The 24,931-nt window shown below is 59.6% G+C and carries 19 protein-coding genes and 1 pseudogene; 12 read left to right on the top strand and 8 right to left on the bottom strand.

What is annotated here, in order from left to right; genetic code table 11:
• A pseudogene (locus tag NL64_RS10255) lies at positions 1-1,359 on the bottom strand (type IV secretion protein Rhs); the annotation flags it as partial.
• 234 nt (positions 1,360-1,593) lie between these two features.
• Here NL64_RS10255 and NL64_RS10250 point away from each other — a divergent pair.
• Positions 1,594-2,289: an HAD-IA family hydrolase gene (locus tag NL64_RS10250; RefSeq protein ID WP_034148002.1), complete on the top strand. Its 696-nt coding sequence runs from the start codon at positions 1,594-1,596 to the stop codon at positions 2,287-2,289.
• Positions 2,290-2,422: 133 nt separating this feature from the next.
• On the opposite strand, the gene NL64_RS10245 is transcribed toward NL64_RS10250, so the two are convergent.
• Positions 2,423-3,169: a 3-oxoacyl-ACP reductase family protein gene (locus NL64_RS10245; protein ID WP_034148001.1), complete on the bottom strand. Its 747-nt coding sequence runs from the start codon at positions 3,167-3,169 to the stop codon at positions 2,423-2,425.
• 125 nt (positions 3,170-3,294) lie between these two features.
• Here NL64_RS10245 and NL64_RS10240 point away from each other — a divergent pair, with 125 nt between their 5' ends.
• Entirely contained in the window at positions 3,295-4,218 is a 924-nt protein-coding gene (locus NL64_RS10240) for a LysR family transcriptional regulator (protein WP_034148000.1), read from the top strand.
• A 128-nt stretch (positions 4,219-4,346) separates the two neighbouring features.
• Here NL64_RS10240 and NL64_RS10235 read toward each other — a convergent pair whose 3' ends face one another.
• Positions 4,347-5,087 (bottom strand): phosphoadenylyl-sulfate reductase, encoded by a 741-nt coding sequence (locus NL64_RS10235; RefSeq protein WP_007971943.1) that lies wholly within the window; start codon positions 5,085-5,087, stop codon positions 4,347-4,349.
• Positions 5,088-5,250: 163 nt separating this feature from the next.
• Here NL64_RS10235 and thrH point away from each other — a divergent pair, with 163 nt between their 5' ends.
• The gene (gene thrH / locus NL64_RS10230) at positions 5,251-5,868 is read left to right on the top strand and encodes a bifunctional phosphoserine phosphatase/homoserine phosphotransferase ThrH (protein WP_034147999.1); all 618 of its coding nucleotides are present in this window, start codon (positions 5,251-5,253) and stop codon (positions 5,866-5,868) included.
• Positions 5,869-6,009: 141 nt separating this feature from the next.
• Here thrH and pabB read toward each other — a convergent pair whose 3' ends face one another.
• From pabB to NL64_RS10210, 4 genes are all read right to left on the bottom strand, one after another.
• On the bottom strand, positions 6,010-7,347 hold the full coding sequence (gene pabB, locus NL64_RS10225) for an aminodeoxychorismate synthase component I (RefSeq protein ID WP_034147998.1): 1,338 nt from the start codon (positions 7,345-7,347) through the stop codon (positions 6,010-6,012).
• Positions 7,348-7,548: 201 nt separating this feature from the next.
• Entirely contained in the window at positions 7,549-8,535 is a 987-nt protein-coding gene (locus NL64_RS10220) for an alpha-L-glutamate ligase-like protein (protein WP_034147997.1), read from the bottom strand.
• The gene (locus NL64_RS10215; RefSeq protein WP_034147996.1) at positions 8,535-10,070 is read right to left on the bottom strand and encodes an inactive transglutaminase family protein; all 1,536 of its coding nucleotides are present in this window, start codon (positions 10,068-10,070) and stop codon (positions 8,535-8,537) included. Before NL64_RS10215 ends, NL64_RS10220 begins: the two co-directional genes overlap by 1 nt.
• 5 nt (positions 10,071-10,075) lie before the next feature.
• A complete protein-coding gene (locus NL64_RS10210; protein ID WP_034147995.1) occupies positions 10,076-10,612 on the bottom strand; it encodes an ATP-dependent zinc protease family protein in 537 nt (178 codons plus the stop codon).
• Between the two features lie 394 nt (positions 10,613-11,006).
• Between NL64_RS10210 and NL64_RS10205 the strand changes: the two genes are divergently transcribed.
• The 6 genes from NL64_RS10205 (at position 11,007) to prpD (ending at position 19,623) form a co-directional block, all read left to right on the top strand.
• A complete protein-coding gene (locus NL64_RS10205) occupies positions 11,007-11,723 on the top strand; it encodes a GntR family transcriptional regulator (protein ID WP_172668661.1) in 717 nt (238 codons plus the stop codon).
• On the top strand, positions 11,720-12,610 hold the full coding sequence (gene prpB / locus NL64_RS10200) for a methylisocitrate lyase (RefSeq protein WP_034147993.1): 891 nt from the start codon (positions 11,720-11,722) through the stop codon (positions 12,608-12,610). The genes NL64_RS10205 and prpB overlap by 4 nt, the downstream gene beginning before the upstream one ends.
• Before the next feature lie 144 nt (positions 12,611-12,754).
• Positions 12,755-13,882: a bifunctional 2-methylcitrate synthase/citrate synthase gene (gene prpC / locus NL64_RS10195; protein WP_034147992.1), complete on the top strand. Its 1,128-nt coding sequence runs from the start codon at positions 12,755-12,757 to the stop codon at positions 13,880-13,882.
• A 204-nt stretch (positions 13,883-14,086) separates the two neighbouring features.
• Positions 14,087-16,681 (top strand): Fe/S-dependent 2-methylisocitrate dehydratase AcnD, encoded by a 2,595-nt coding sequence (acnD, locus tag NL64_RS10190; RefSeq protein WP_034147991.1) that lies wholly within the window; start codon positions 14,087-14,089, stop codon positions 16,679-16,681.
• A 66-nt stretch (positions 16,682-16,747) separates the two neighbouring features.
• On the top strand, positions 16,748-17,938 hold the full coding sequence (gene prpF, locus NL64_RS10185; protein ID WP_034147990.1) for a 2-methylaconitate cis-trans isomerase PrpF: 1,191 nt from the start codon (positions 16,748-16,750) through the stop codon (positions 17,936-17,938).
• Positions 17,939-18,138: 200 nt separating this feature from the next.
• Positions 18,139-19,623, top strand: a complete 1,485-nt coding sequence (gene prpD / locus NL64_RS10180; protein ID WP_034147989.1) for a 2-methylcitrate dehydratase — start codon at positions 18,139-18,141, stop codon at positions 19,621-19,623.
• 107 nt (positions 19,624-19,730) lie between these two features.
• Here the strand turns inward: prpD and ppsR are convergent, their stop codons facing one another.
• Positions 19,731-20,549, bottom strand: coding sequence for a posphoenolpyruvate synthetase regulatory kinase/phosphorylase PpsR (ppsR, locus tag NL64_RS10175; RefSeq protein WP_008048584.1), 819 nt, complete (start codon positions 20,547-20,549; stop codon positions 19,731-19,733).
• Between the two features lie 174 nt (positions 20,550-20,723).
• Between ppsR and ppsA the strand changes: the two genes are divergently transcribed.
• From ppsA to rraA, 3 genes are all read left to right on the top strand, one after another.
• Positions 20,724-23,099, top strand: a complete 2,376-nt coding sequence (gene ppsA / locus NL64_RS10170; RefSeq protein ID WP_034147988.1) for a phosphoenolpyruvate synthase — start codon at positions 20,724-20,726, stop codon at positions 23,097-23,099.
• A 194-nt stretch (positions 23,100-23,293) separates the two neighbouring features.
• Positions 23,294-24,283, top strand: a complete 990-nt coding sequence (locus NL64_RS10165) for an alpha/beta fold hydrolase (protein ID WP_034147987.1) — start codon at positions 23,294-23,296, stop codon at positions 24,281-24,283.
• Positions 24,284-24,420: 137 nt separating this feature from the next.
• Positions 24,421-24,912, top strand: a complete 492-nt coding sequence (rraA, locus tag NL64_RS10160; RefSeq protein WP_008061717.1) for a ribonuclease E activity regulator RraA — start codon at positions 24,421-24,423, stop codon at positions 24,910-24,912.
• Positions 24,913-24,931 lie beyond the last annotated feature (19 nt).

Raw genomic sequence — 24,931 nt, 5'->3', positions numbered from 1 at the left:
GACCATCGACACGGGACAGCCATGGGTGGTCGTGCGATCCGCCGAATCGGCGCTGTCGCCGTTGGGATTTTTCCCCTGAGCCGGGGCATCTTCCCGATGTTCCTGTCGGCTCAGACGGGTCATGGCTTCCGACTTGTTACGAGCAATGGCAAGCGGATTGTTTACGAGTACATCCGCCGACCCCGCGACGCTTATTTGCAGCGGCACCGCAGGCGTCGGTCTCACCGGCGCGTTTCGAGCATTGACCATCAACGGTTTGAGCACGCCCGCATGAGCGGTCAGATCAGAGCGGGCAGTGAGCTCGCTCAGTCGCAAACCCATCGCTGCGAGCCAACGTCGGGCACGCTCGGACTTGACCTTGTTCAGCACCTTGGCGCTCATCCCGAGCTTCAATCCTGTAGGACCGGTCAGGCACGCCAGCAGGAAACTGATCAACAACTCCGTACGAATTTCCGCCACGACTTCGGCGATGTACTGCGGCGGCAACATCCTGAGCCAACTGGTGAAAGCAGCCAGATGAATGAACACCAGCGGCTCATCACTCAGTACCAGCAATACATTGGCAATGGCCTCTGAGGACGCGTTCAGCAGCGTCTCAAGTTCGGCCTGAGTCACGTATTCAAGGAGTTTCGAGCTGTTAGCCTGCATGTCGGAGATCAGCGCGTAGAGCTGCTTAATGTCATCCCACAAACCATGCAGCGAATGCTCGAAACCCTGCCAGTCGGCTCGTTGCAGCATGCCGTAGCGTTCGCTGAAACCTGCTTCGGAAAACTCGACCCACTGCGGCTGAAACTCGGTCGCCCACTCATTGCGCAACCAGCCCTCCAACTCGCGGATGACACCTTGGTAAGAATCGTAAAGCGCCTTGACGTGAGCAGTGGATACGTTGGGAAAGAAGGTGATGCGGTAGCGCTGGCCGCGCCAGCAATCGGGGATCTCGAGGATTCCACTGGGGCCAATGGTTTCGTGAATCGGTGCGCCAAACTTCGGTCCATCCGGGCCTTCTGATATCAGCGGCTCGAGCATCACCGGTGTATTGCCAATCGGAACGAAGCCCGCGGCTTCAAACATATGCACCAGGGTCAGCGGGCCGCTGGCGGGGCACGTCGTGACGGTGGAACTGACTTCAGTTGAATTCTGTGGCGCGGTGAGACGTACGTTATTTCCGACCTTGAACACTTGCTCGACAGCCAGTGCTCCACCGGTCCAGAAGTTCTCCGCCCAGGCCTTGTGGTCGTTATGGCTGAGGCGGAAATCATCGAGCAGCGCTTCAATGTCCGGATGTTCCGGATCCATGGCGGCAACCACCAGCAAGCCGATGGTGTTGTTCAGGGCCAGCAGCTTGTCAGGTAGAAACATTCGCAGTCTTTCGCTCAGGTGAAGAGTGAGCGAACTCTGCAAGGGATCAGGGAAGAAAGAAGTCGGGAAAGGAGGTGTTTGATGTAGGGCGAATCGCTAAATGATTGGCCCGCAGCTGGAATTGTCCGTTGCTCTACGCCAACCGCGCTCGCTATGCTGCTGAACCCTTTAATCAATCACGGATCCGGCTGCAGCTGAGCCGCCTGGGATGTCATCAACAACGGATCAGACGCGATGAATGCAGCGCTGGAAGAGTTCGGCCCGATCAAGGCCGTGATTTTTGATATGGACGGTTTGCTGCTGGACACCGAGGGCATTTACACCGAGGTCACCTCCCTGATTGCCGGGCGTTACGGGCGGACCTTCGACTGGAGCATCAAGCAGAACATCATCGGTCGTGGTGCGGGCGATCTGGCGCGATACGTGGTCGAGGCGCTGGATCTGCCAATAACCGCCGAAGAGTTTCTAGTGATCCGCGAGCCCTTGATGCGCGAGCGTTTTCCTACAGCACAGGCAATGCCTGGAGCACAGGAACTGGTAAGGCATCTGAAGGCCAACAACATTCCAATCGCGGTAGGCACCAGTTCTTCTAGCCAGTCGTTCGGCCAGAAAACCACTTTGCACCGGGACTGGTTCGCGCTGTTCGACATCATTGTCACTGCCGATGACCCAGAAGTCGGTGCGGCCAAACCGGCGCCGGATATCTTCCTGACCGCAGCGCGGCGTCTGGGTGTCGCGCCCGAGGATTGCCTGGTGTTCGAGGATTCGCCGTTTGGTGTGACGGCGGCGAAAGCGGCGGGGATGAAGGCGATTGCGATTCCGGATGCGGCGATGGCGGATGAAAAGTACGCACATGCCGATGGGATTCTTCGTACGTTGAAGGCCTTCAGACCGAGTGCCTGTGGCTTGCCAGCGCTTGAATGGTCGTGACGAAAGACATGTAGGAGCGAGCCGGTTCCGGACGGCGTTTCGACGAAGGCGGTGTATCAGGCAACGTTAATGTCGTCTGAACTATCGCTATCGCGAGCAGGCTCGCTCCTACAGTTGGAAGGTGTTTAACCCATCAGGCGCCGAAACCACCGTCGATGGTCAAACTTGCGCCAGTGATGTAGCCGGCCTCCGGACTGACAAGGTAGGCGACGAAACTGGCGATCTCGTCAGCCTTGCCATAACGTCCGACCGCCATCAACGGAATCAGGCTGTCGGCGAAATCGCCGTGGGCCGGGTTCATGTCGGTGTCGACCGGTCCCGGTTGCACGTTGTTGATGGTGATGCCTTTCGGTCCGAGATCGCGGGCCAGGCCCTTGGTCAGGCCAACCAGTGCCGACTTGCTCATGGCATACGGGCCACCACCGGCGAAGGGCATGCGATCGGCGTTGGTACTGCCGATGTTAATGATGCGACCGCCTTCGGTCATGTGTTTGGCGGCAGCCTGGGTAGCGATGAACACACTGCGTACGTTGATCGCCAGGGTCTGGTCGAAATCTTCGAGTTTGAAATCTTCCAGCGGCGCGACGGCCAGCACGCCGGCGTTGTTGACCAGGATATCCAGTTGGCCAAAGGCTTCTACCGTCGCATTCACGGCACTGCGGATGGCTTCCGCGTCGGCGCTGTCAGCCTTGATGGCCAGGGCTTTTCCGCCATTGCCGATGATGCTGTTTTGCAATTCTTCAGCCTTCGCCGTTGAGCTGACGTAAGTAAAGGCGACCGTCGCGCCTTCAGCAGCCAGGCGTTTGACGATGGCGGCGCCGATGCCGCGGGAGCCGCCCTGAATCAAAGCCACTTTGCCGCTGAGGTTTTGAGTAGTCATATCGATCTCCAAAGTCCCGAGGCGAGATGTCCCGGTTGATGGAGCCTAGTATCGAATCAGGATTACACGCTGTGTAGCCGGTAATTGCGATAGTCTGTGTAAACCAAAAGTTTATAGTGGCGCTTATGGAAACCTTCAGCAGTATCGAATGCTTCGTGCGCAGTGCCGAGGTCGGCAGCTTCGCCGAAGCCGCGCGGCGCTTGAGCCTGACCCCGGCGGCGGTGGGTAAAAGTGTGGCCAAGCTTGAAGCGCGGCTGGGTGTACGGCTGTTTCAGCGCAGTACTCGCAGCCTGACGCTCACGGAGGCCGGGCAACTGTTTCTCAGTGAGGTCAGTGCCAGTCTGCACACGATCCAGAATGCCGTGGCCAATCTGGCCAGCGCCGAGGGGCGCCCGGCAGGAACGTTGAAAGTCAGCATGGGTACCGTGTTCGGTCGTTTGTATGTGGTGCCATTGCTCGGTGAGTTTTTGCGGCGCTTTCCTGCGATCAGTCCGGACTGGCATTTCGACAACCGTCAGGTCGACCTGATCGGCCAGGGGTTCGATGCGGCAATAGGTGGCGGATTCGAACTGCCCCAAGGCGTGGTAGCGCGCAAACTGACTCCGGCGCATCGCGTGCTGGTGGCCTCCGCCGATTACCTGGCGGCGCATGAGAAGATCGTCGAGCCCGACGATCTCAAGCCTCACGATGGCATCCTCATTCGTTCACCGCAGACCGGTCGCGTGCGTTCCTGGCAGTTGACCAGTCGCACTCAGCAACACAGTCCGTTAACGCTAAAGGCGCGGATGACCATGAGTGATTCGGAAGCGGCTTGTGCCACGGCGGCGCAGGGTTTGGGTATAGCGCTGGTGAGCATGCCGTTCGCCGTGGGCTATCTGGAGGCAGGGACGTTGCAGCGGGTGTTGCCGGATTGGTATGTCGATGACGGCAACATTTCTATCTATTACGCCGAGCACAAACTGTTACCGGGGAAGACCCGGGCGTTTGTCGATTTCATTATTGAGCAATTTGCGGAGCGGGGGTTGGGGCAGAGGTTCAGTGCGGTTTGAGCATGGTTTGAGACCGTGGTGTTGCCATCGCTAGCAGGCTAGCTCCCACACTGGATCTGCGTCGTTCACAAATCCCCTGTAGGAGCCGGCAAGCCGGCTCCTACAGGGAGATATCGCCAGGCGTGGGGTCAGGCTTTGGACTTGCTGATGATATTCCCCGCATGCAGTCCGCATTCTTTCTGCGTCGCTTCTTCCCACCACCAGCGACCTTCACGCTCGTGCTGGTTCGGCAGGACCGGGCGGGTGCACGGTTCGCAGCCGATGCTGATGAAGCCGCGCTCGTGCAGGCTGTTGTACGGCAGCTCCAGCATGCGGATGTAGCCCCAGATCTCTTCGCTGGTCATTTGCGCCAGCGGGTTGAATTTGTACAGTGTGCGTTCCGGGGTGGAGAACGCGGTATCGATTTCCATCACCGCGACGGCGCTGCGGGTGCCCGGGCTCTGGTCGCGGCGCTGGCCGGTAGCCCAGGCCTTCACACCCGACAGTTTGCGGCGCAGCGGCTCGATCTTGCGGATGCCGCAGCATTCGCCGTGACCATCCTTGTAGAAACTGAACAGGCCTTTTTCCTTCACGAACGGTTCGAGCTTGGTGTAGTCCGGCGACACCAGTTCGATGTCGATCTTGTAGTGCTCGCGCACCTGATCGATGAAGCGATAGGTCTCGGGATGCAGACGGCCGGTGTCGAGGCTGAACACTTTGACGTTCTTGTTCAGCTTCCAGGCCATGTCCACCAGCACCACATCCTCGGCGCCGCTGAAAGAGATCCATAGGTCATCGCCGAACTCGGCGAAGGCGAGTTTGAGAATGTCCTGGGCGGATTTGTTGGCATAGGTCGTGGCGAGTTCCACGACGTCGAACGTTGGGCTCATCAGGGCGGCTTCCTACAGGTCGGTGGCGCTGGGCGCTCTATATGGGGCCGATGGTAACAAAAAGCTGCGCTGGCCGGGGCGTTCGATGCGTTGCGCGGTGGGGGAGGAGTCGCTAGAGTTCGGGCTCGCTCGACTCAATAAACAATACCAATGGGAGTGTCTTGTGGAAATTGCCTGTCTGGATCTTGAAGGTGTACTGGTCCCGGAAATCTGGATCGCCTTCGCCGAAAAAACCGGGATCGAATCCCTCAGGGCCACCACCCGGGACATTCCCGACTATGACGTACTGATGAAGCAGCGCCTGCGGATCCTCGACGAGCATGGCCTCAAACTCGCCGATATCCAGGAAGTGATCGCCACGCTCAAGCCGCTGGACGGCGCTATCGAGTTCGTCAACTGGCTGCGTGAGCGTTTCCAGGTGGTGATTCTGTCGGACACCTTCTACGAGTTCTCCCAGCCGCTGATGCGCCAGTTGGGCTTCCCGACCTTGCTTTGCCATCGTCTGATTACCGACGATGCCGGGCGAGTGACGAGCTATCAATTGCGTCAGAAAGATCCCAAGCGTCAGTCAGTATTGGCGTTCAAGAGTCTCTACTACCGAGTGATAGCGGCGGGTGATTCCTACAACGACACCACGATGCTGGGCGAAGCGGATGCGGGGATTCTGTTCCACGCGCCGGATAACGTGATCCGCGAATTCCCGCAATTCCCGGCGGTGCACACCTTTGAAGAGCTGAAGCAGGAATTTATCAAGGCTTCCAACCGCGCCCTGACCTTGTAAACCCGGTCCCCTGTAGGAGCTGTCGAGTGAAACGAGGCTGCGATCTTTTGATCTTAAAAATCAAAATCAAAAGATCGCAGCCTTCGGCAGCTCCTACAGGATCGTCGCAATACCGTAGGAGCCGGCTTGCTGGCGATGCTTTTAGAGGTTTTGCAGGGTATCGAGCAGCACCTTCACCTTGGTGATCGATTCCTGATACTCCGACTGCCACTCGGAATCGGCAACGATCCCGCCGCCACCCCAGCAACACACCTGCCCATCCTTGACCAGCAAGCTGCGAATGGCGATGGAGCTGTCCATCTCGCCGCGCACGTCCAGATACAACAACGAACCGCAATACAACCCGCGTCGCGTCGGCTCCAGTTCATCGATGATTTGCATCGCGCGAATCTTCGGTGCGCCGGTAATCGAACCGCCCGGAAAGCTGCCGGCGATCAGGTCCAGCGCATCACGGCCATCCGCCAGTTCGCCGGTCACGCTGCTCACCAGGTGATGGACGTTCGGGTAGCTTTCCAGACTGAACAGTTCCGGAACCCGGACCGAACCGGTGCGGCAGGTGCGACCTAGATCGTTGCGCAGCAGATCGACGATCATCAGGTTTTCCGCACGATCCTTGGGACTGGCCAGCAGTTCGGCGGCGTTCGCAGCATCTTCGGCAGCGCTCAGGCCACGCGGGCGGGTGCCTTTTATCGGGCGGGTTTCCACATGACGATCGCTGATTTTGACGAAGCGCTCCGGCGACAAGCTCAGGACCGCGCCGCCATCGGGCAAAGTCTGGAACCCGGAAAACGGAGTTGGGCATGCGGCCCGCAATGCCATGTACGCAGTCCACGGATCACCTTGGCACTCGGCGCGGAAACGCTGGGCGAAGTTGACCTGATAGCAGTCACCGGCCTGTATGTATTGCTGAATACGCTCGATCGCCTGGCGATACTCGTCAGCGCTCAGGTCAGCCGCCATTAGCGCTTGCAGTTTGAAAGGCTCGGCCGATTCCAGCGCTGGCTGGCTGAACAATTGGATCAGGCGCTGACGCTCGCTGTCGATCAGCGTCGGGTGAAACACCAATTGGCTGGTGGCCTGGTGGTGATCGCTGATCAGCGCCCAGTCGTACAAACCGAAACGCGCATCCGGCAACTGCAGGTCGTCCTGCGCCTGGCTCGGCAGGTTTTCCAGATGACGACCGAAGTCGTAGCTCAGGTAGCCGATCAAACCGCCCGCAAACGGCAGGTCAAAAGGAACCGTCGCTTCGCCGAGTCGTGTCAGGTTGTCGCGAAGGCGTTGCAGGAAATCGTCACCACTTTCGTCAGACGCAACCGTCAGTTGTTCCAGTGGCCAGGCGCTGAGCAGGTCAAAGCGCCCGCGCTCGGCGCTGGGGCGGCCGCTGTCGAGCAGCACGGCGCCAGGGGCATGACGAATGGCCGCGAAGAATTCGGCGGGGTTGGCGCGGTAGGGCAGCGGGTGTACGGAACAGGTCAGCATGGGCGGGTTGGATCAGCCATCGAGGCGGGGTGGCGATTGTAGTCCTCTGCGGGATTTGGTCCTAGAGGGGATGTCGGGGATTGGCAGGTTGAGGGCTGTGGTGGCTGTGAGGCCGCCATCGCTGGCAAGCCAGCTCCCACAATAATGGTGCAAACCCTGTGGGAGCTGGCTTGCCAGCGATGGCAGCGCCTCGGTCTCGGATCAACCCTCAACCGGCGGAATATGCCCGAACATCTCCTGCACAAACGCCACACGCTCTTCGACGGTTTCGCTCACGCCGCGTGCCTTCAGCTCTTCCAGCCGCGCCTCGACGGCATGGGTGCGCAACGTCAGGCCGCAATCATTGGCAATCTGGATATTCAACCCCGGCCGGGCATTGAGCTCCAGAATCAGCGGACCTTTTTCCTGGTCCAGCACCATGTCGACACCGATGTAACCCAGGCCGCACAGCTCGTAGCAACCGGCGGCGAGTTTCATGAAACCGTCCCAGTAGGGCAGTTGCACGCCATCCACCGCGTTGGTGGTGTCCGGGTGTTTGGTGATGATGTTGTTCAGCCAGGTGCCGCGCAGGGTCAGGCCGGTGGCGAGGTCGACACCGACGCCGATGGCGCCCTGGTGCAGGTTGGCCTTGCCGCCGGACTGGCGCGTCGGCAAGCGCAACATCGCCATCACCGGGTAGCCCATGAGCACGATGATGCGGATGTCCGGCACGCCTTCGTAGCTGATGCTCTTGAAGATCTGGTCCGGGATCACGCGATATTCGATCAGCGCGCGGTCGCGGTGGCCGCCGAGCGAGTACAGGCCGGTGAGGATGCTGGAAATATGATGTTCGATCTCTTCGTGGGCGATGATTTTGCCGGACACCGTGCGATAGCGTCCCTCGAAGCGGTCGGCCACGACGATGATGCCGTCGCCCCCCGCGCCCTGAGCCGGCTTGATCACGAAGTCGTTGCGCCCGCCGATGATCTCGTCGAGCTTGTCGATTTCTTTCTCGGTGGAAATCACGCCATACAGTTCCGGCACATGAATGCCGGCGGCGATGGCGCGCTCCTTGGTGAGGATTTTGTCATCGACGATCGGGTACAGGCTGCGTTTGTTGTACTTGAGCACGTAGTCTGCGTTGCGCCGATTGATGCCCATGATGCCCCGGGCTTCCAGGGCCTTCCAGGTCTTCCAGAAGCCGAACATCAAGCGTCAGCCTTTTTCAGGAAAGCCTTGAAGCGCACCAGTTCGGTCAGGCGGTAGCCGCGATAACGACCCATCGCCAGCATGAAACCCACCAGAATCAGCAGGACCGCAGGGAAGGTAAACACGAAGTACACCAGTTCCGGCACGCTCATGATCAGGTGTGCCAGGGACGCGGCGAACAGCGTACCAATCGCCACTTTCATGGCGTGGCTGGCGCCGCGCTCTTCCCAAGTGATCGACAGGCGTTCGATGGTCATGGTCAGGATCACCATCGGGAACAGCGCCACCGACAACCCGCGCTCCAGACCGAGTTTGTGGCTGAACAGGCTGATGGCCGCGATCAATACCACCACGAAGGTCAGCACCACCGACAACCTCGGCAACATTTGCAACTTCAAGTGTTCCAGGTAGGAACGCAGCGACAGCCCCAATGCCGTAATGATCGTAAACAACACGATGCCGAAGCCGAGCTGGGTTTCGCGGAAGGCCAGGGCGATCAGTACCGGGGTAAAGGTACCGAGGGTTTGCAGGCCGATCAGGTTGCGCAGGACCAGAATCACCAGCACGCCAATCGGGATCATCACCATGATCATGAAGGTCTGCTGGGTTTGCAGCGGCAAGCCGTACAGCGAGTATTCGAGGAAGTTGGCGTCGGTGTTTTCGTCGGTCAGCTTGGCCAGGCGAATGGCGTTCATTTCGCTGTTGTTCATGCTGAAAGTGACAGTGGCTTTCTTGCCGCCATCGACGGTGATCAGGTTTTCATCACCGGTCCACCACAGCAAGCGGTCGGTCGGCAGGCCCTGCTCGCCGGTTTCCGGGTTGAAGTACAGCCAGTCGGTGCCGTTGAAGCTGCGCAGCCAGAGTTCCGGGGTTTGCGGCTGATCGGCCACCAGGCGGATGGTGTGGACTTTTTCCACCGGCACGTGGGCGATGGCCAGCACCAGTTCGACAATCCGAGCCTTCTGCACGGTGGACGGATCGCCCGCCAGCAGCAGTTTCACGTTGTCATCGTTGAGATTGTTGACACGTTTGATGGCTTCGCCAATGAAGGTCTCGACGTCAGCCGAATGCTGGCGGATCGGCGCGAGCAAAGCTTCGGCGGCGATTTTTTCCGGGCCTTCGATGGCGATGCTGTCACGGAAGGTCGGGCCTTTGACCTTGGCTTTTTCCGCGCTGTAACGCTTGGTCAACACCAAGCGGTAATAAAGCGTCTGGTTGCCTTTGGCCCGACGTGCCGACCAGGTGACCTTGCGGTTGCCGTCGACCCGGTTCACCGCTACGCCGTAATTGTTGGAAATGAAGCTTTCGTTGAGGCTGACGTAGTCGCGGCTCAGCGGTGGCACGAACATCTGGATCTTGACCGGGTCTTTGGCACTGGCGACGAACTCGACCTTGGCGTCGATGTTCCACAAGTCGTCGGTGGCGTCCTCGGTCACGGGAATGCCCAGCACGAAAATCTGATAGGCCGTAACTGAAATGCCCAGCACCACCAGGATGGCGATCAGCATTTTCAGATGAAGGGTAAGAGAGCGCATTGGAATTACTCTGCGGTATGAGCGTCGGTGGCGCAGGCGGGTTTGCCGGCAGCGTATTTAAGACTGGGGTCGACCAGCGCATCAAAGCGCTTGAGCGCTTCGGAGCCGATCAAAAGCGGATATTGGAACGCGCTTCGGTCGGTCAGGTTCACTTCGATGCTGCGTAAAGCCGAGCCCATGCAGATATCGAGTTCGATCACCGGACGGGCGGTGTACTTTTTGCCTTCTTCCGGATCGTAGTCGCCGGCCCGGCGCTTGATCTTGCTGACGCGGGCCAGCGGTCGTTCGATCGGGTGCGAATGGGCGGCGTCGATGGCCAGGTAGAAGCGCACCCAGGACTCGCCGTTACGTTTGAATCGTTTGATGTCGCGGGCGCTCAGGGATGCGGTCTTGGCGCCGGTATCGAGTTTGGCGGCCACTTCCAGGTCGATGCCGCCCAGCGATGCGTACTCATTGAGGCCGTACACGGTCTTTTCCCCCGCCACTGCAAAAACGGGCAGGCAAAGAAATGAAAGGAGTGTGGGGAAGGGCTTGAGTCTCATAAATCCTGGTGCGCAGCGGTGCGTATTTCGGTTCAAGGCCCTGGCATCGCTGCGCAAGCTCCCTCGTAGGCCTATCAGCTATTTATGACAAGCCGTGCAGATGTGACAACAAATGCGGGCGGCATTCTAGCACGGTGGTTTTATGGCGCCAGCGCTGGCCCGCCGCTATGAGGCACCCATGAGGTCGCATTGTCTTCGTAGGAGCCGGCTTGCTGGCGTTAGCGCCTGGCCAGCCGCCCAATCCATCGACTGACCCAGCGCCATCGCCAGCAAACCGGTTCCTACAAAGAATCTGGTTATTAGACGATTGTCGACAATATCGAATTATCCTTTGACTCATGCGCCTGTTTTGGTTAGTTTTTGCCGCACTAGCTTTCAAGGTGTCGACAATATGTTGGATCAACTGGATCCCCCGCTCATCGTTCAGGATGACTCGGAAACACTTTCCGAGAACGTCTTTCGACGCATTCAGGCGGCCATCGTCAAGGGTGATATCGCCCCCGGCAGCAAAATTTCCGAGCCGGAACTGGCCCGCACCTACGGCATCAGCCGTGGCCCGCTGCGCGAGGCCATCCACCGCCTGGAAGGCCAGCGCCTGCTGGTGCGCGTGCCTCACGTCGGGGCGCGGGTGGTATCGCTCGACCATGCCGAGTTGATCGAGCTCTACGAAATCCGCGAATCCCTTGAAGGCATGGCCTGTCGTCTGGCTGCCGAGCGCATGAGCGTCGAAGAAATCGACGAACTGCGCCGCGTCCTCGAAACCCACGAGCGCGATGAGGCCTTCCAGGCCGGCCGAGGCTATTACCAGCAGGAAGGCGATTTCGACTTCCATTACCGAATCATCCAGGGCAGCGGCAATCGCACGCTGACCCAAATGCTCTGCGGCGAGCTGTATCAACTGGTGCGCATGTACCGGATGAAGTTTTCCAGCACGCCCAACCGCCCCCACCAGGCGTTCGCCGAGCACCACCGAATTCTCGATGCCATCGCCGACCGTGACGGTGAACTGGCCGAGTTGTTGATGCGCCGCCACATCGGCGCTTCCAAACGCAATATCGCCCGTCACTACCAGGACGGCGCCAACCCGACAGCCAAACGAGGTGAGTCATGAGTTTGAACAAGAGCACTCCAGGCCAGCGTTTCCGCGATGCGGTCGCCAGCGAGCATCCATTGCAAGTGGTCGGCGCGATCAACGCCAACCACGCGCTGCTGGCCAAGCGCGCCGGTTTCAAGGCGATCTACCTGTCCGGTGGCGGGGTGGCTGCTGGCTCCCTCGGCCTGCCGGACCTGGGCATCACCGGCCTGGATGACGTGCTGACCGACGTGCGCCGTATCACTGACGTCTGCGACCTGCCGCTGCTGGTGGACGTGGACACCGGTTTCGGTTCTTCGGCCTTCAACGTGGCCCGTACCGTGAAGTCGATGATCAAGTTCGGCGCGGCGGCGATTCACATCGAAGACCAGGTGGGTGCCAAGCGCTGCGGTCACCGTCCTAATAAAGAGATCGTGACCCAGCAGGAAATGGTCGACCGCATCAAGGCTGCCGTCGATGCGCGTACCGATGACAGCTTCGTGATCATGGCGCGTACCGACGCCCTGGCAGTGGAAGGTCTGGAGTCTGCACTGGATCGCGCCGCTGCGTGCATCGAGGCTGGCGCCGACATGATCTTCCCGGAAGCCATCACTGAACTGGACATGTACAAGCTGTTCGCCAGCCGCGTGAAAGCGCCGATCCTGGCCAACATCACCGAATTCGGCGCGACGCCGCTGTACACCACCGAGCAACTGGCCGGTGCCGATGTATCGCTGGTGCTGTACCCGCTGTCGGCTTTCCGCGCCATGAACAAGGCGGCGGAAAACGTCTACACCGCGCTGCGTCGCGATGGCACGCAGGCGAATGTCATCGACACCATGCAGACTCGCATGGAGCTTTACGATCGCATCGACTACCACACCTTCGAGCAGAAGCTCGATGCGTTGTTTGCTGCGAAGAAGTAATGAACCCCCTGTAGGAGCGAGCCTGCTCGCGATGGACGTCAACGATAACGCGGTGTCCCTGATGCGCCGAGGTGTAGCGTCCACCATCGCGAGCAGGCTCGCTCCTACAAGTTTCCCTAACAAATTCAAGATTGGAGACAGCAAATGGCCGAAGCAAAAGTACTCAGTGGCGCCGGGCTCCGTGGCCAGGTAGCCGGGCAAACCGCACTGTCCACCGTGGGCCAGTCGGGCGCCGGTCTGACCTATCGTGGTTATGACGTTCGTGAACTGGCGGCTGACGCTCAGTTCGAAGAAGTTGCCTACCTGTTGCTGTACGGCGAACTGCCGAGCAAGGCGCAACTGAACGCCTACATCACCAAACTGAGCAAGCTGCGTGACCTGCCACAAGCCCTGAAAGAAGTGCTGGAACGCATTCCCGCCGACGCCCACCCGATGGACGTGATGCGTACCGGCTGCTCGTTCCTGGGCAACCTGGAACCAGAAGCAGACTTCTCCGAGCAGCACGACAAGACCGACCGCCTGCTGGCTGCATTCCCGGCGATCATGACTTACTGGTATCGCTTCAGCCACGAAGGCAAGCGCATCGAGTGCGTGAGCGACGAGCAGTCCATCGGCGGCCACTTCCTGCACCTGCTGCACGGCAAGAAGCCAAGCGAGTTGCACGTCAAGGTGATGAACGTTTCGCTGATTCTGTACGCAGAGCACGAGTTCAACGCGTCGACTTTCACCGCTCGTGTTTGCGCGTCGACCCTGTCCGATCTGTATTCCTGCATCACCGCCGCCATCGGCTCGCTGCGCGGTCCGCTGCACGGCGGCGCCAACGAAGCGGCGATGGAAATGATCGAGCGTTTCTCGTCGCCGGAAGATGCGATCAAAGGCACCCTCGGCATGCTGGAACGCAAGGACAAGATCATGGGCTTCGGCCACGCGATCTATAAGGACAACGATCCGCGCAATGAAGTGATCAAGGGCTGGTCGAAAAAACTCGCTGACGAAGTGGGCGACAAGGTGTTGTTCCCGGTTTCCGAAGCCATCGACAAGACCATGTGGGAGCAGAAGAAACTGTTCCCGAACGCCGACTTCTACCATGCCTCGGCGTACCACTTCATGGGCATCCCGACCAAGTTGTTCACACCGATCTTCGTCTGCTCGCGCCTGACCGGCTGGGCCGCCCACGTGTACGAACAACGCGCCAACAACCGCATCATCCGCCCGAGCGCCGAATACACCGGCGTCGAACAGCGCAAGTTCGTGCCAATCGAACAACGCTGACCGAGGAGGGCGCTTGCGCAGGGATCTGAAAAAATCGCAGATCCCTGTAGGAGCGAGCCTGCTCGCGATAGCGGTGGGTCAATCGACATCAATGTCGGAAATGACTCAGTCATCGCGAGCAGGCTCGCTCCTACAGTGGATTGTGTGAACTTCAGGACCGTGCCAGGCCCCACCTTTTGTAACTACCGTGACCGAGTCCCGACGATGAACACAGAATTTCGCAAATCGCTGCCAGGCAGCAAACTGGATTACTTCGACGTCCGCGCGGCTGTCGAAGCCATTCAGCCTGGCGCCTACGACACCCTGCCTTACACCTCTCGCGTACTGGCGGAAAACCTTGTGCGTCGCTGCGACCCGGCCACGCTCACCGAATCCCTGAAGCAATTCATCGAGCGCAAGCGCGACCTCGATTTCCCGTGGTTCCCGGCCCGCGTGGTGTGCCACGACATTCTCGGCCAGACCGCACTGGTCGACCTCGCCGGCCTGCGTGACGCCATCGCCCTGCAAGGCGGTGACCCGGCGCAAGTCAACCCGGTAGTGCCGACCCAGTTGATCGTCGACCACTCCCTGGCCGTCGAGCGTGGTGGTTTCGATCCGGAGGCGTTCGAGAAGAACCGCGCCATCGAAGACCGTCGCAACGAAGACCGTTTCCACTTCATCAACTGGACCAAGAAGGCGTTCAAGAACGTCGACGTGATCCCGCCGGGCAACGGCATCATGCACCAGATCAACCTGGAGAAAATGTCTCCGGTGATCCAGGTGCGTGACGGCGTGGCCTTCCCTGATACTTGCGTCGGCACCGACAGCCACACCCCGCACGTCGATGCGCTGGGCGTGATCGCCATCGGCGTTGGTGGCCTGGAAGCGGAGAGCGTGATGCTCGGTCGCGCATCGTGGATGCGTCTGCCGGAAAGCGTCGGCGTCGAACTGACCGGCAAGCTGCAACCGGGCATCACCGCCACCGACATGGTGCTGGCGCTGACCGAGTTCCTGCGTAAGCAAAAGGTTGTTGGCGCATGGCTGGAATTCTTCGGTGAAGGCGCCGCAGCGCTGACCCTCGGCGACCGCGCAACCATCTCCAATATGGCCCCGGAATACGGCGCTACCGCGGCGATGTTCTATATCGACCAGCAGACCATCGACTACCTCAAGCTCACCGGCCGTGAAGACGAGCAAGTGCAGTTGGTAGAGAACTACGCCAAGACCACAGGTTTGTGGGCCGACAGTCTGAAAGGCGCGCAATACGAGCGCGGCCTGACTTTCGATCTGTCCTCGGTAGTACGCAACATGGCTGGCCCGAGCAACCCGCACGCCCGTGTGGCGGTGTCGGATCTGGCGGCCAAAGGCATCTCCGGTCAGTGGGACGATGTGCCGGGCCAAATGCCCGACGGTGCGGTGATCATCGCCGCCATCACCAGCTGCACCAACACCAGCAACCCGCGCAACGTGATCGCTGCCGGCCTGCTGGCGCGCAACGCCAACAAGCTCGGTCTGACCCGCAAACCGTGGGTCAAATCGTCCCTGGCACCGGGCTCGAAAACCGTCGCCCTGTACCTCGACGAAGCCGGCCTGACCGATGAGCTGGAACAGCTCGGTTTCGGCGTCGTGGCGTTCGCTTGCACCACTTGCAACGGCATGTCTGGCGCACTGGATCCGGTGATCCAGCAAGAGATCATCGACCGCGACCTGTACGCCACGGCCGTGTTGTCCGGCAACCGTAACTTCGACGGCCGGATTCACCCATACGCCAAACAAGCGTTCCTTGCTTCGCCGCCATTGGTGGTTGCGTATGCGATTGCCGGCACCATCCGTTTCGACATCGAAAAAGATGTGCTGGGCATGGTCGACGGCAAGGAAATCCGCCTGAAAGACATCTGGCCGAGCGACGAAGAAATCGACGCCGTGGTGAAAGCTTCGGTGAAGCCTGAACAGTTCCGTCAGGTCTACATTCCGATGTTCGCCATCCACGAAGACACCGGCCCGAAAGTCGCGCCGCTGTACGACTGGCGCGAAATGAGCACTTACATCCGCCGTCCGCCGTACTGGGAAGGCGCACTGGCCGGCGCGCGTCCGCTCAAGGGCATGCGCCCGCTGGCGGTGCTGCCGGACAACATCACCACTGACCACTTGTCGCCGTCCAACGCGATCATGCTGGACAGCGCCGCCGGTGAATACCTGGCGAAAATGGGCCTTCCGGAAGAGGACTTCAACTCTTACGCGACCCACCGTGGTGACCACCTGACCGCGCAGCGCGCAACCTTCGCCAACCCGAAACTGTTCAACGAAATGGTTCTGGAAAACGGCAAGGTCAAACAGGGTTCGCTGGCCCGCGTCGAGCCGGAAGGCCAAGTAATGCGCATGTGGGAAGCCATCGAAACCTACATGGATCGCAAGCAGCCGCTGATCATCATCGCCGGTGCCGACTACGGTCAGGGTTCGTCCCGCGACTGGGCGGCCAAAGGCGTGCGTCTGGCCGGTGTGGAAGCGATTGCCGCTGAAGGTTTCGAGCGCATTCACCGCACCAACCTGGTGGGCATGGGCGTGTTGCCGCTGGAGTTCAAACCGGGCACCAACCGTCACACCTTGGCCATCGACGGCAGCGAGACCTACGACGTGATCGGCGATCGCACGCCACGCGCCGAGCTGACGCTGGTGATCCATCGCAAGAACGGCGAGCGCGTCGATGTGCCGGTGACCTGCCGCCTCGACACCGCTGAAGAAGTATCGATCTACGAGGCCGGCGGCGTGTTGCAACGCTTCGCCCAGGACTTCCTCGAAGAGTCGGCGGTAGCCGTTTAACACACGCAGTACAGACACGGGACTTCAAGTCCCGTGTCTGCTTTCAGATCAGGAGTAACGAGCACCATGGCTCATGCACCGCAAATCAAAATTCCCGCGACTTACATGCGCGGCGGTACCAGCAAAGGCGTGTTTTTCAGCCTGAAAGACTTGCCTGAAGCCGCACAGATTCCCGGCCCGGCCCGCGACGCTTTGCTGTTGCGCGTGATCGGCAGCCCGGACCCGTACGACAAGCAAATCGACGGCATGGGCGGCGCGACGTCCAGCACCAGCAAAACCGTGATCCTGTCGAAAAGCATCAAGGCCGATCACGACGTCGATTACCTGTTCGGTCAGGTCTCCATCGACAAGCCATTCGTCGACTGGAGCGGCAACTGCGGCAACCTGACGGCGGCGGTCGGTTCGTTCGCCATCAGCAACGGTTTGGTGGACGCCAGCCGCATCCCGCACAACGGCGTGGCCGTGGTGCGCGTGTGGCAAGCCAACATCGGCAAGACCATCATCGCCCACGTGCCGATCACCAACGGCGAAGTGCAGGAAACCGGCGATTTCGAACTGGACGGCGTGACCTTCCCGGCCGCCGAAGTGCAGGTCGAATTCCTCGATCCGGCAGCGGAAGAAGAGGGCGGTGGCGGGTCGATGTTCCCTACCGGCAACCTGATCGATGACCTTGAAGTGCCCGGCGTCGGCACCTTCAAGGCGACCATGATCAACGCCGGCATTCCGACGATTTTCGTCAATGCCGAAGACATTGGCTACAAGGGCACCGAACTGCAAGGCGCGATCAACGGTGATCCGAAAGCCTTGCTGATGTTCGAAACCATCCGCGTTTATGGTGCACTGCGCATGGGCCTGATTTCGAATGTCGACGAAGCAGCCAAGCGTCAGCACACGCCGAAAGTGGCGTTCGTGGCCAAGCCTGCGGATTACGTGTCATCGAGCGGCAAAGCGGTTGCAGCGGCTGATGTCGATCTGCTGGTGCGCGCGTTGTCCATGGGCAAGCTGCACCACGCGATGATGGGCACCGCGGCGGTGGCCATCGGCACGGCGGCGGCGATTTCCGGCACCCTGGTGAACCTCGCTGCGGGCGGCGTCGAACGCAACGCGGTGCGCTTCGGGCATCCGTCCGGCACCTTGCGCGTTGGCGCGCAAGCCAGCCTGGTCAATGGTGAATGGACCGTGAACAAAGCCATCATGAGCCGCAGTGCGCGGGTGTTGATGGAAGGTTACGTTCGCGTGCCAGGCGATTCGTTCTAAACGACATCGCCCCTGTAGGAGCCGGCTTGCTGGCGATGTCGTCCTTGAAATCGCCATCGCCAGCAAGCCGGCTCCTACAGACGACACCACCATCCTGTGGGAGCTGGCTTGCCAGCGAAGAGGCCGTCAAATTCAACATCATTGTCATGTGAGACACCGCTATCGCTGGCAAGCCAGCTCCCACATGGGGATAGAACAACATGAGCGCCAACGTTGACCTCAACAATCGTCCGGACTACGACCCGGTCTTGCAAGACATTGCCGATTACGTCCTGAATTACAAAATCGAGTCCCGGGAAGCCCTTGATACCGCCCGCAACTGCCTGATGGACACCCTCGGCTGCGGTCTGCTGGCTCTGCGTTTTCCCGAGTGCACCAAGCATTTGGGCCCGATTGTAGAAGGCACTGTTGTCCCGTGCGGCGCCCGTGTACCGGGAACCTCGTTTCGACTCGACCCGGTCAAGGCGGCGTGGGACATCGGCTGCATCGTGCGCTGGCTCGACTACAACGACACCTGGCTCGCAGCCGAGTGGGGCCATCCGTCGGATAACCTCGGCGGCATTCTCGCGGTGGCGGATCACTTGTCGCAAAAACGTCTGGCCAATGGCGATGCGCCGTTGACGGTTCGCGTGGTCCTCGAAGCAATGATCATGGCCCACGAAATTCAAGGCGTAATCGCCCTGGAAAACTCGTTCAACCGCGTCGGCCTCGATCACGTCATCCTGGTGAAAGTCGCTTCGACCGCCGTCACCGCCAAACTGATGGGCGCCAACCGCGAGCAGTTGCTCTCGGCGTTGTCCCACGCGTTCGCCGATGGTCAGGCATTGCGCACTTATCGTCATGCGCCAAATGCCGGCTCGCGCAAGTCGTGGGCGGCGGGGGACGCGTCCAGTCGGGGTGTGCGCCTGGCAGATATCGCCATGCGTGGCGAGATGGGCATTCCCGGTGTATTGAGTGCCCAGCAGTGGGGTTTCTACGACGTACTGTTCAGCCATACCAACAAGGATCTGGCGCTCAAGCCTGAGGACAAACGGGCTTTCAGTTTCTCGCGGCCGTACGGCAGTTATGTGATGGAAAACGTACTGTTCAAGATCAGTTTCCCTGCCGAGTTCCATGCGCAAACGGCTTGCGAAGCGGCCGTCACCTTGCATCCGCAGGTTCGAAATCGTCTGCACGAAATCGACAGAATCGTCATCACCACGCACGAATCGGCGATTCGCATCATTTCCAAGGTCGGCCCGCTGGCCAATGCTGCTGATCGCGATCACTGCATCCAGTACATGACCGCTGTGCCATTGGCCTTCGGCAATCTGGTGGCCGAGCACTACGAGGATGATTTCCACAAGGCGCATCCGATCATCGACGTGCTGCGCGAGAAAATGGTCATCGTCGAAAACCCGGTTTACACCCGTGAATACCTGGAAGCCGACAAGCGCTCGATCGCCAATGCGATCCAGGTGTTTTTCAAGGATGGCTCCAGCACCGAAAACGTGGTGGTGGAATACCCGATTGGGCATCGTCGGCGGCGTGCCGAGGGCATTCCATTGCTGGAGGACAAGTTCAAGACGAACTTGCTGACACGATTCACCCGTCAACGTAGCGAGGAGATTTTTGCGTTGTGCAAAGATCAGCAGAAGCTTGAAGCGACACCGGTGAACCGGTTTGTGGATTTATTTGTGATCTAGATAAACCCCTGTAGGAGCTGCCGCAGGCTGCGATCTTTTGATCTTGTTTTTAAAAGAAAAAGTCAAAAAATCGCAGCCAGCGGCAGCTCCTGCAGGGATGTGTGTAATTACTTGAAACGCCGCTCCACACCTTTCTCCACGAGAATCTTCGCGGAGATTTCTTCCACGGAGAAATGCGTGGAATTGATGTTCGGAATGTTCTCGCGGCGAAACAGGTTTTCCACCTCGCGCACTTCGAACTCGCATTGCGCGTAGCTCGAATAGCGGCTGTTGGGCTTGCGCTCGTTGCGGATCGCGGTGAGGCGGTCCGGGTCGATGGTCAGGCCGAACAGCTTGTGCTGGTGGGCGCGCAGGGCACTTGGCAGTTGCAGGCGTTCCATGTCGTCTTCGGTCAGCGGGTAGTTGGCCGCGCGGATGCCGAATTGCATGGCCATGTACAGGCAGGTCGGGGTTTTGCCGCAACGCGACACGCCAACCAGAATCAGGTCGGCCTTGTCGTAATAGTGCGTGCGGGCGCCGTCGTCGTTGTCGAGGGCGAAGTTCACCGCCTCGATACGCTCCATGTAATTGGTGTTGGCGCCGATGGAGTGGGACTTGCCGACGGTGTAGGAAGAATGCTCGGTCAGTTCCTGCTCAAGGGGCGCGAGGAAGGTCGAGAAAATGTCGATCATGAAACCATTGGAAGTCGCGAGGATCTCACGGATGTCCTGATTGACGATGGTATCGAAGATAATCGGACGGAAGCCGTCGGTTTCGGCGGCTTTGTTGATTTGTTGTACCATGGCCCGCGCTTTGTCCACGTTGTCGATGTACGGCCGCGTGACTTTGCTGAAGGTAATGTTTTCGAACTGCGCCAGGAGGCTTTGACCCAGGGTTTCGGCAGTAATGCCGGTGCCATCGGAGATAAAGAAAGCAGATCGTTTCATTTGCACCTTGGGCCTTAAGCTAGTGACGAATCTTGGATATGATAGGCGCGATTTGTCGGCCGCCAATGGCCCGCATTCTCACTTATTTTCCAGGTCCAGGCCATACAGCCGGAAAATGCTCTGTCGAGCAGCCGGCTTCTGAGCTTTTCCAACACAGTTAGTGGAGAGATCACCTTGGTAGAGTACGTAGTTTCCCTCGATAAGCTCGGCAAACACGATGTTGAGCATGTGGGGGGCAAGAACGCATCCCTGGGCGAGATGATCAGCAACCTTGCAGGTGCCGGTGTATCGGTGCCCGGTGGCTTCGCCACGACCGCTCAGGCTTATCGTGATTTCCTGGAACTGAGCGGCTTGAACGATCAGATCCATGCCGCCCTCGACGCCCTGGACGTCGACGATGTCAATGCCCTGGCCAAAACCGGTGCCCAGATCCGTCAATGGATCATGGAAGCCGAGTTCCCTGAAAAACTGAATGCCGAAATCCGCACCGCGTTCGCCACGCTGTCCGCCGGCAACCCTGACATGGCCGTGGCCGTGCGCTCTTCCGCTACCGCCGAAGACTTGCCGGACGCTTCCTTCGCCGGTCAGCAGGAAACCTTCCTGAACATCCGTGGTGTCGAAAACGTCATTCGCGCCGCCAAAGAGGTGTTCGCATCCCTTTTCAACGACCGCGCGATTTCCTATCGCGTGCACCAGGGCTTCGACCACAAGTTGGTTGCCCTGTCGGCCGGCGTACAGCGCATGGTCCGCTCCGAAACCGGCACCGCCGGCGTGATGTTCACCCTCGACACCGAGTCGGGCTTCCGTGACGTGGTGTTCATCACCGGCGCCTACGGCCTGGGTGAAACCGTCGTACAAGGCGCGGTGAACCCGGATGAGTTCTACGTCCACAAAGGCACGCTGGCCGCCGGTCGCCCTGCGATCCTGCGCCGCAACCTGGGCAGCAAAGCCATCAAGATGATCTACGGCGACGAGGCCAAGGCCGGCCGTTCGGTCAAGACCATCGATGTCGACAAGGCCGAGCGCGCGCGTTTCTGCCTGACCGACGCCGAAGTCAGCGAGCTGGCCAAGCAGGCGATGATCATCGAGAAGCACTACGAGTGCCCGATGGACATCGAATGGGCCAAGGACGGTGACGACGGCAAGCTGTACATCGTGCAGGCCCGTCCGGAAACCGTGAAGAGCCGCACCCAGGCCAACGTCATGGAACGTTACCTGCTGAAAGAAACCGGCACCGTGCTGGTGGAAGGCCGTGCCATCGGCCAGCGCATCGGCGCCGGCAAGGTCCGTATCATCAAGGACGTGTCCGAGATGGACAAAGTCCAGCCCGGCGACGTACTGGTGTCCGACATGACCGACCCGGACTGGGAACCGGTCATGAAGCGCGCCAGCGCCATCGTCACCAACCGTGGCGGCCGTACCTGCCACGCGGCGATCATCGCTCGTGAACTGGGCATCCCGGCCGTAGTGGGCTGCGGTAACGCCACGCAGCTGTTGAAAGACGGCCAGGGTGTGACCGTTTCCTGCGCTGAAGGCGACACCGGTTTCATCTTCGAAGGCGAACTGGGCTTCGACATCAAGAAGAACTCCGTGGACGCCATGCCGGATCTGCCGTTCAAGATCATGATGAACGTCGGCAACCCGGACCGCGCGTTCGACTTCGCACAGCTGCCGAACGCCGGTGTGGGCCTGGCCCGTCTGGAGTTCATCATCAACCGCATGATCGGGGTGCACCCGAAAGCGCTGTTGAACTACGACGGTCTGCCGCAGGACATCAAGGAAAGCGTCGACAAGCGCATCGCCGGTTACAACGATCCGGTCGACTTCTACGTCGACAAGCTGGTCGAAGGCATCAGCACTCTGGCTGCAGCGTTCACGCCGAAAAAGGTCATCGTGCGCCTGTCGGACTTCAAGTCCAACGAATACGCCAACCTGATCGGCGGCAAGCTCTACGAGCCGGAAGAAGAAAACCCGATGCTGGGCTTCCGTGGTGCGTCGCGTTACATCAGCGAATCGTTCCGTGACTGCTTCGAACTCGAGTGCCGCGCCCTCAAGCGCGTGCGCAACGAGATGGGCCTGACCAACGTTGAAATCATGGTGCCGTTCGTCCGTACCTTGGGCGAAGCCAGCCAGGTAATCGATCTGCTGGCGGAAAACGGCCTGGCCCGTGGCGAAAACGGCCTGCGCATCATCATGATGTGCGAGCTGCCGTCCAACGCGATCCTGGCTGAAGAGTTCCTCGAATTCTTCGACGGCTTCTCCATCGGCTCCAACGACCTGACTCAGCTGACTCTGGGCCTGGACCGTGACTCCGGGATCATCGCTCACTTGTTTGACGAGCGTAATCCGGCGGTCAAGAAGCTGCTGGCCAACGCCATTGCCGCGTGCAACAAGGCCGGCAAGTACATCGGCATCTGCGGTCAGGGTCCTTCGGACCACCCGGACCTGGCCAAGTGGCTGATGGAGCAGGGCATCGAAAGCGTTTCGTTGAACCCCGATTCCGTACTGGAAACCTGGTTCTTCCTGGCGGAAGGTCAAGCTTCGGCCTGATCCGGTGTAAACGGGCCGCTCTCTGTAGGAGCGAGCCTGCTCGCGATGGACGTCAACGATTACGCGTTTATCCTGAATAAACGCGGTGTCCGGAAGTTCTTCGCGAGCAGGGCTCGCTCCTACAGGGAGCGGCCTTTTGAGATTCAAGCAGGGCGGGCTCCATCTGGATGCCGCCCTTTTTTGTGCAAGAGATTATGCAAAGCAGCAGCAACCTATTTCCTGTCGCCCTGATCAGCGCCGAGCGGCGCGGCGATCTGAGCGAAGATGTCTATCGTTTAAAACCCGGTAACAGCCCCGACTTCACCGTCGAACTGGCTGTGACGCGCCTTGGCATGGCCGACGAATCGTCGGTGCGCGGGGTGCCGGTGATCCTGTTGCACGGCAGTTTTTCCAATCGCCGGTTCTGGTTTTCGCCAAAAGGGCTGGGGCTTGGTGCCCATCTGACGCGCCTGGGATTCGATGTGTGGATTCCGGAAATGCGCGGTCACGGCTTGTCCCAGCGCAACCAGAACTACCGCAAGAACCGCGTCGCCGACTACGCGCGTTACGATCTGCCGGCCATTGGCGCGTTCGTTCGCGAGCAAAGCGGCCAGGTCCCGCACTGGATCGGCCACTCGCTGGGTGGGATTACCCTGGCGGCGGCGCTCGGCGGTGAATACATCGGCGAACCTGTAGTCGCGTCCGCCGCGTTCTTTGGCACGCAAATGAGCCGCACCTACTGGCCATTGAAGATTCCCCCGGTCGAGTGGAGCGGGCGGTTCATTCTCAAGCGTTTTGCCCAGTTGTCCGGTTCTCGACTCAAGCGCGGTCCGGAGGACGAGCCGATTGGCCTGGCCCTGGAAAGCATGCGCTGGTATGGCCTGTTCGGGCGCTTTGGCGATGCCGACAAGGACTGGTGGGCAGGATTGGCTAACGTTCAAGTGCCGGTTTTGGCCGTTAGCGCAGTGAACGACCATCAAGATCCGGACTGGGCTTGTCGCAAGTTGTTTGATCAGTTGGGTTCCGAGCACAAGCAATTTATCAACCTGGGTCGCGAACAGGGTTTTACCGATAATTTCGGTCATGTGGAAATGTTGGTCAGCAAAGCCGCCCAGACAGAAGTCTGGCCATTAGTTGCCAAGTGGCTGGTGGATCAGCAGGTGCCGTTGCTCGGCGATAAAGCGGATTTGGCTGCGGCGATCTAAGCTGGACGCTCTATCAAGGGCATTTCGCTCTGATCGGCTTGCGGCTAAGATATGACGCATTGAGCTGTTCCGGTCATTTTCGATGACCGAAGCAGTAGTGATGTTCGTGCTTTCTTCCTCTTTACAGGAGTTTCTCGATGAACCATTACCTCACGCCTGACCTGTGCGACGCCTATCCGGAGCTGGTGCAGGTGCTGGAACCGATGTTCAGCAACTTCGGCGGCCGTGATTCTTTCGGCGGCGAGATCGTGACCATCAAGTGCTTCGAAGACAACTCGCTGGTCAAAGAGCAAGCCGAACTCAAGGGCAACGGCAAGGTGTTGGTGGTCGATGGCGGTGGCTCCCTGCGTCGTGCGCTGCTCGGCGACATGATCGCCGAGAAAGCCGCGAAAAACGGTTGGGAAGGGCTGGTAATCTACGGTTGCATCCGTGACGTCGACGTCATCGCGCAAACCGACCTGGGGGTTCAGGCCCTGGCCAGTCACCCGATGAAAACCGACAAGCGCGGCATCGGCGATCTCAACGTCGCCGTGACCTTCGCCGGCGTGACCTTCCATCCAGGCCACTACATCTACGCGGATAACAACGGCGTGATCGTCTCGCCGAGTCCCCTGAAAATGCCTGAGTAAGACCGACCAAAGGAATGCG

The sequence above is a fragment of the Pseudomonas fluorescens genome, from assembly GCF_000802965.1.
GTDB classification, from domain to species: domain Bacteria; phylum Pseudomonadota; class Gammaproteobacteria; order Pseudomonadales; family Pseudomonadaceae; genus Aquipseudomonas; species Aquipseudomonas fluorescens_A.
Note: the sequence above shows the minus strand (reverse complement) of the source record. Positions and strands in the feature narration are given on the sequence as shown.

Excerpts from the sequence above, each read along its gene's own strand:
- NL64_RS10250 (WP_034148002.1), top strand. The coding sequence starts at position 1,594 with ATGAATGCAGCGCTGGAAGAGTTCGGCCCGATCAAGGCCGTGATTTTT.
- NL64_RS10245 (WP_034148001.1), bottom strand. The coding sequence starts at position 3,169 with ATGACTACTCAAAACCTCAGCGGCAAAGTGGCTTTGATTCAGGGCGGC.
- NL64_RS10240 (WP_034148000.1), top strand. The coding sequence starts at position 3,295 with ATGGAAACCTTCAGCAGTATCGAATGCTTCGTGCGCAGTGCCGAGGTC.
- NL64_RS10235 (WP_007971943.1), bottom strand. The coding sequence starts at position 5,087 with ATGAGCCCAACGTTCGACGTCGTGGAACTCGCCACGACCTATGCCAAC.
- pabB (WP_034147998.1), bottom strand. The coding sequence starts at position 7,347 with ATGCTGACCTGTTCCGTACACCCGCTGCCCTACCGCGCCAACCCCGCC.
- NL64_RS10220 (WP_034147997.1), bottom strand. The coding sequence starts at position 8,535 with ATGTTCGGCTTCTGGAAGACCTGGAAGGCCCTGGAAGCCCGGGGCATC.
- NL64_RS10215 (WP_034147996.1), bottom strand. The coding sequence starts at position 10,070 with ATGCGCTCTCTTACCCTTCATCTGAAAATGCTGATCGCCATCCTGGTG.
- NL64_RS10210 (WP_034147995.1), bottom strand. The coding sequence starts at position 10,612 with ATGAGACTCAAGCCCTTCCCCACACTCCTTTCATTTCTTTGCCTGCCC.
- prpB (WP_034147993.1), top strand. The coding sequence starts at position 11,720 with ATGAGTTTGAACAAGAGCACTCCAGGCCAGCGTTTCCGCGATGCGGTC.
- prpC (WP_034147992.1), top strand. The coding sequence starts at position 12,755 with ATGGCCGAAGCAAAAGTACTCAGTGGCGCCGGGCTCCGTGGCCAGGTA.
- acnD (WP_034147991.1), top strand. The coding sequence starts at position 14,087 with ATGAACACAGAATTTCGCAAATCGCTGCCAGGCAGCAAACTGGATTAC.
- prpF (WP_034147990.1), top strand. The coding sequence starts at position 16,748 with ATGGCTCATGCACCGCAAATCAAAATTCCCGCGACTTACATGCGCGGC.
- prpD (WP_034147989.1), top strand. The coding sequence starts at position 18,139 with ATGAGCGCCAACGTTGACCTCAACAATCGTCCGGACTACGACCCGGTC.
- ppsR (WP_008048584.1), bottom strand. The coding sequence starts at position 20,549 with ATGAAACGATCTGCTTTCTTTATCTCCGATGGCACCGGCATTACTGCC.
- NL64_RS10165 (WP_034147987.1), top strand. The coding sequence starts at position 23,294 with ATGCAAAGCAGCAGCAACCTATTTCCTGTCGCCCTGATCAGCGCCGAG.
- rraA (WP_008061717.1), top strand. The coding sequence starts at position 24,421 with ATGAACCATTACCTCACGCCTGACCTGTGCGACGCCTATCCGGAGCTG.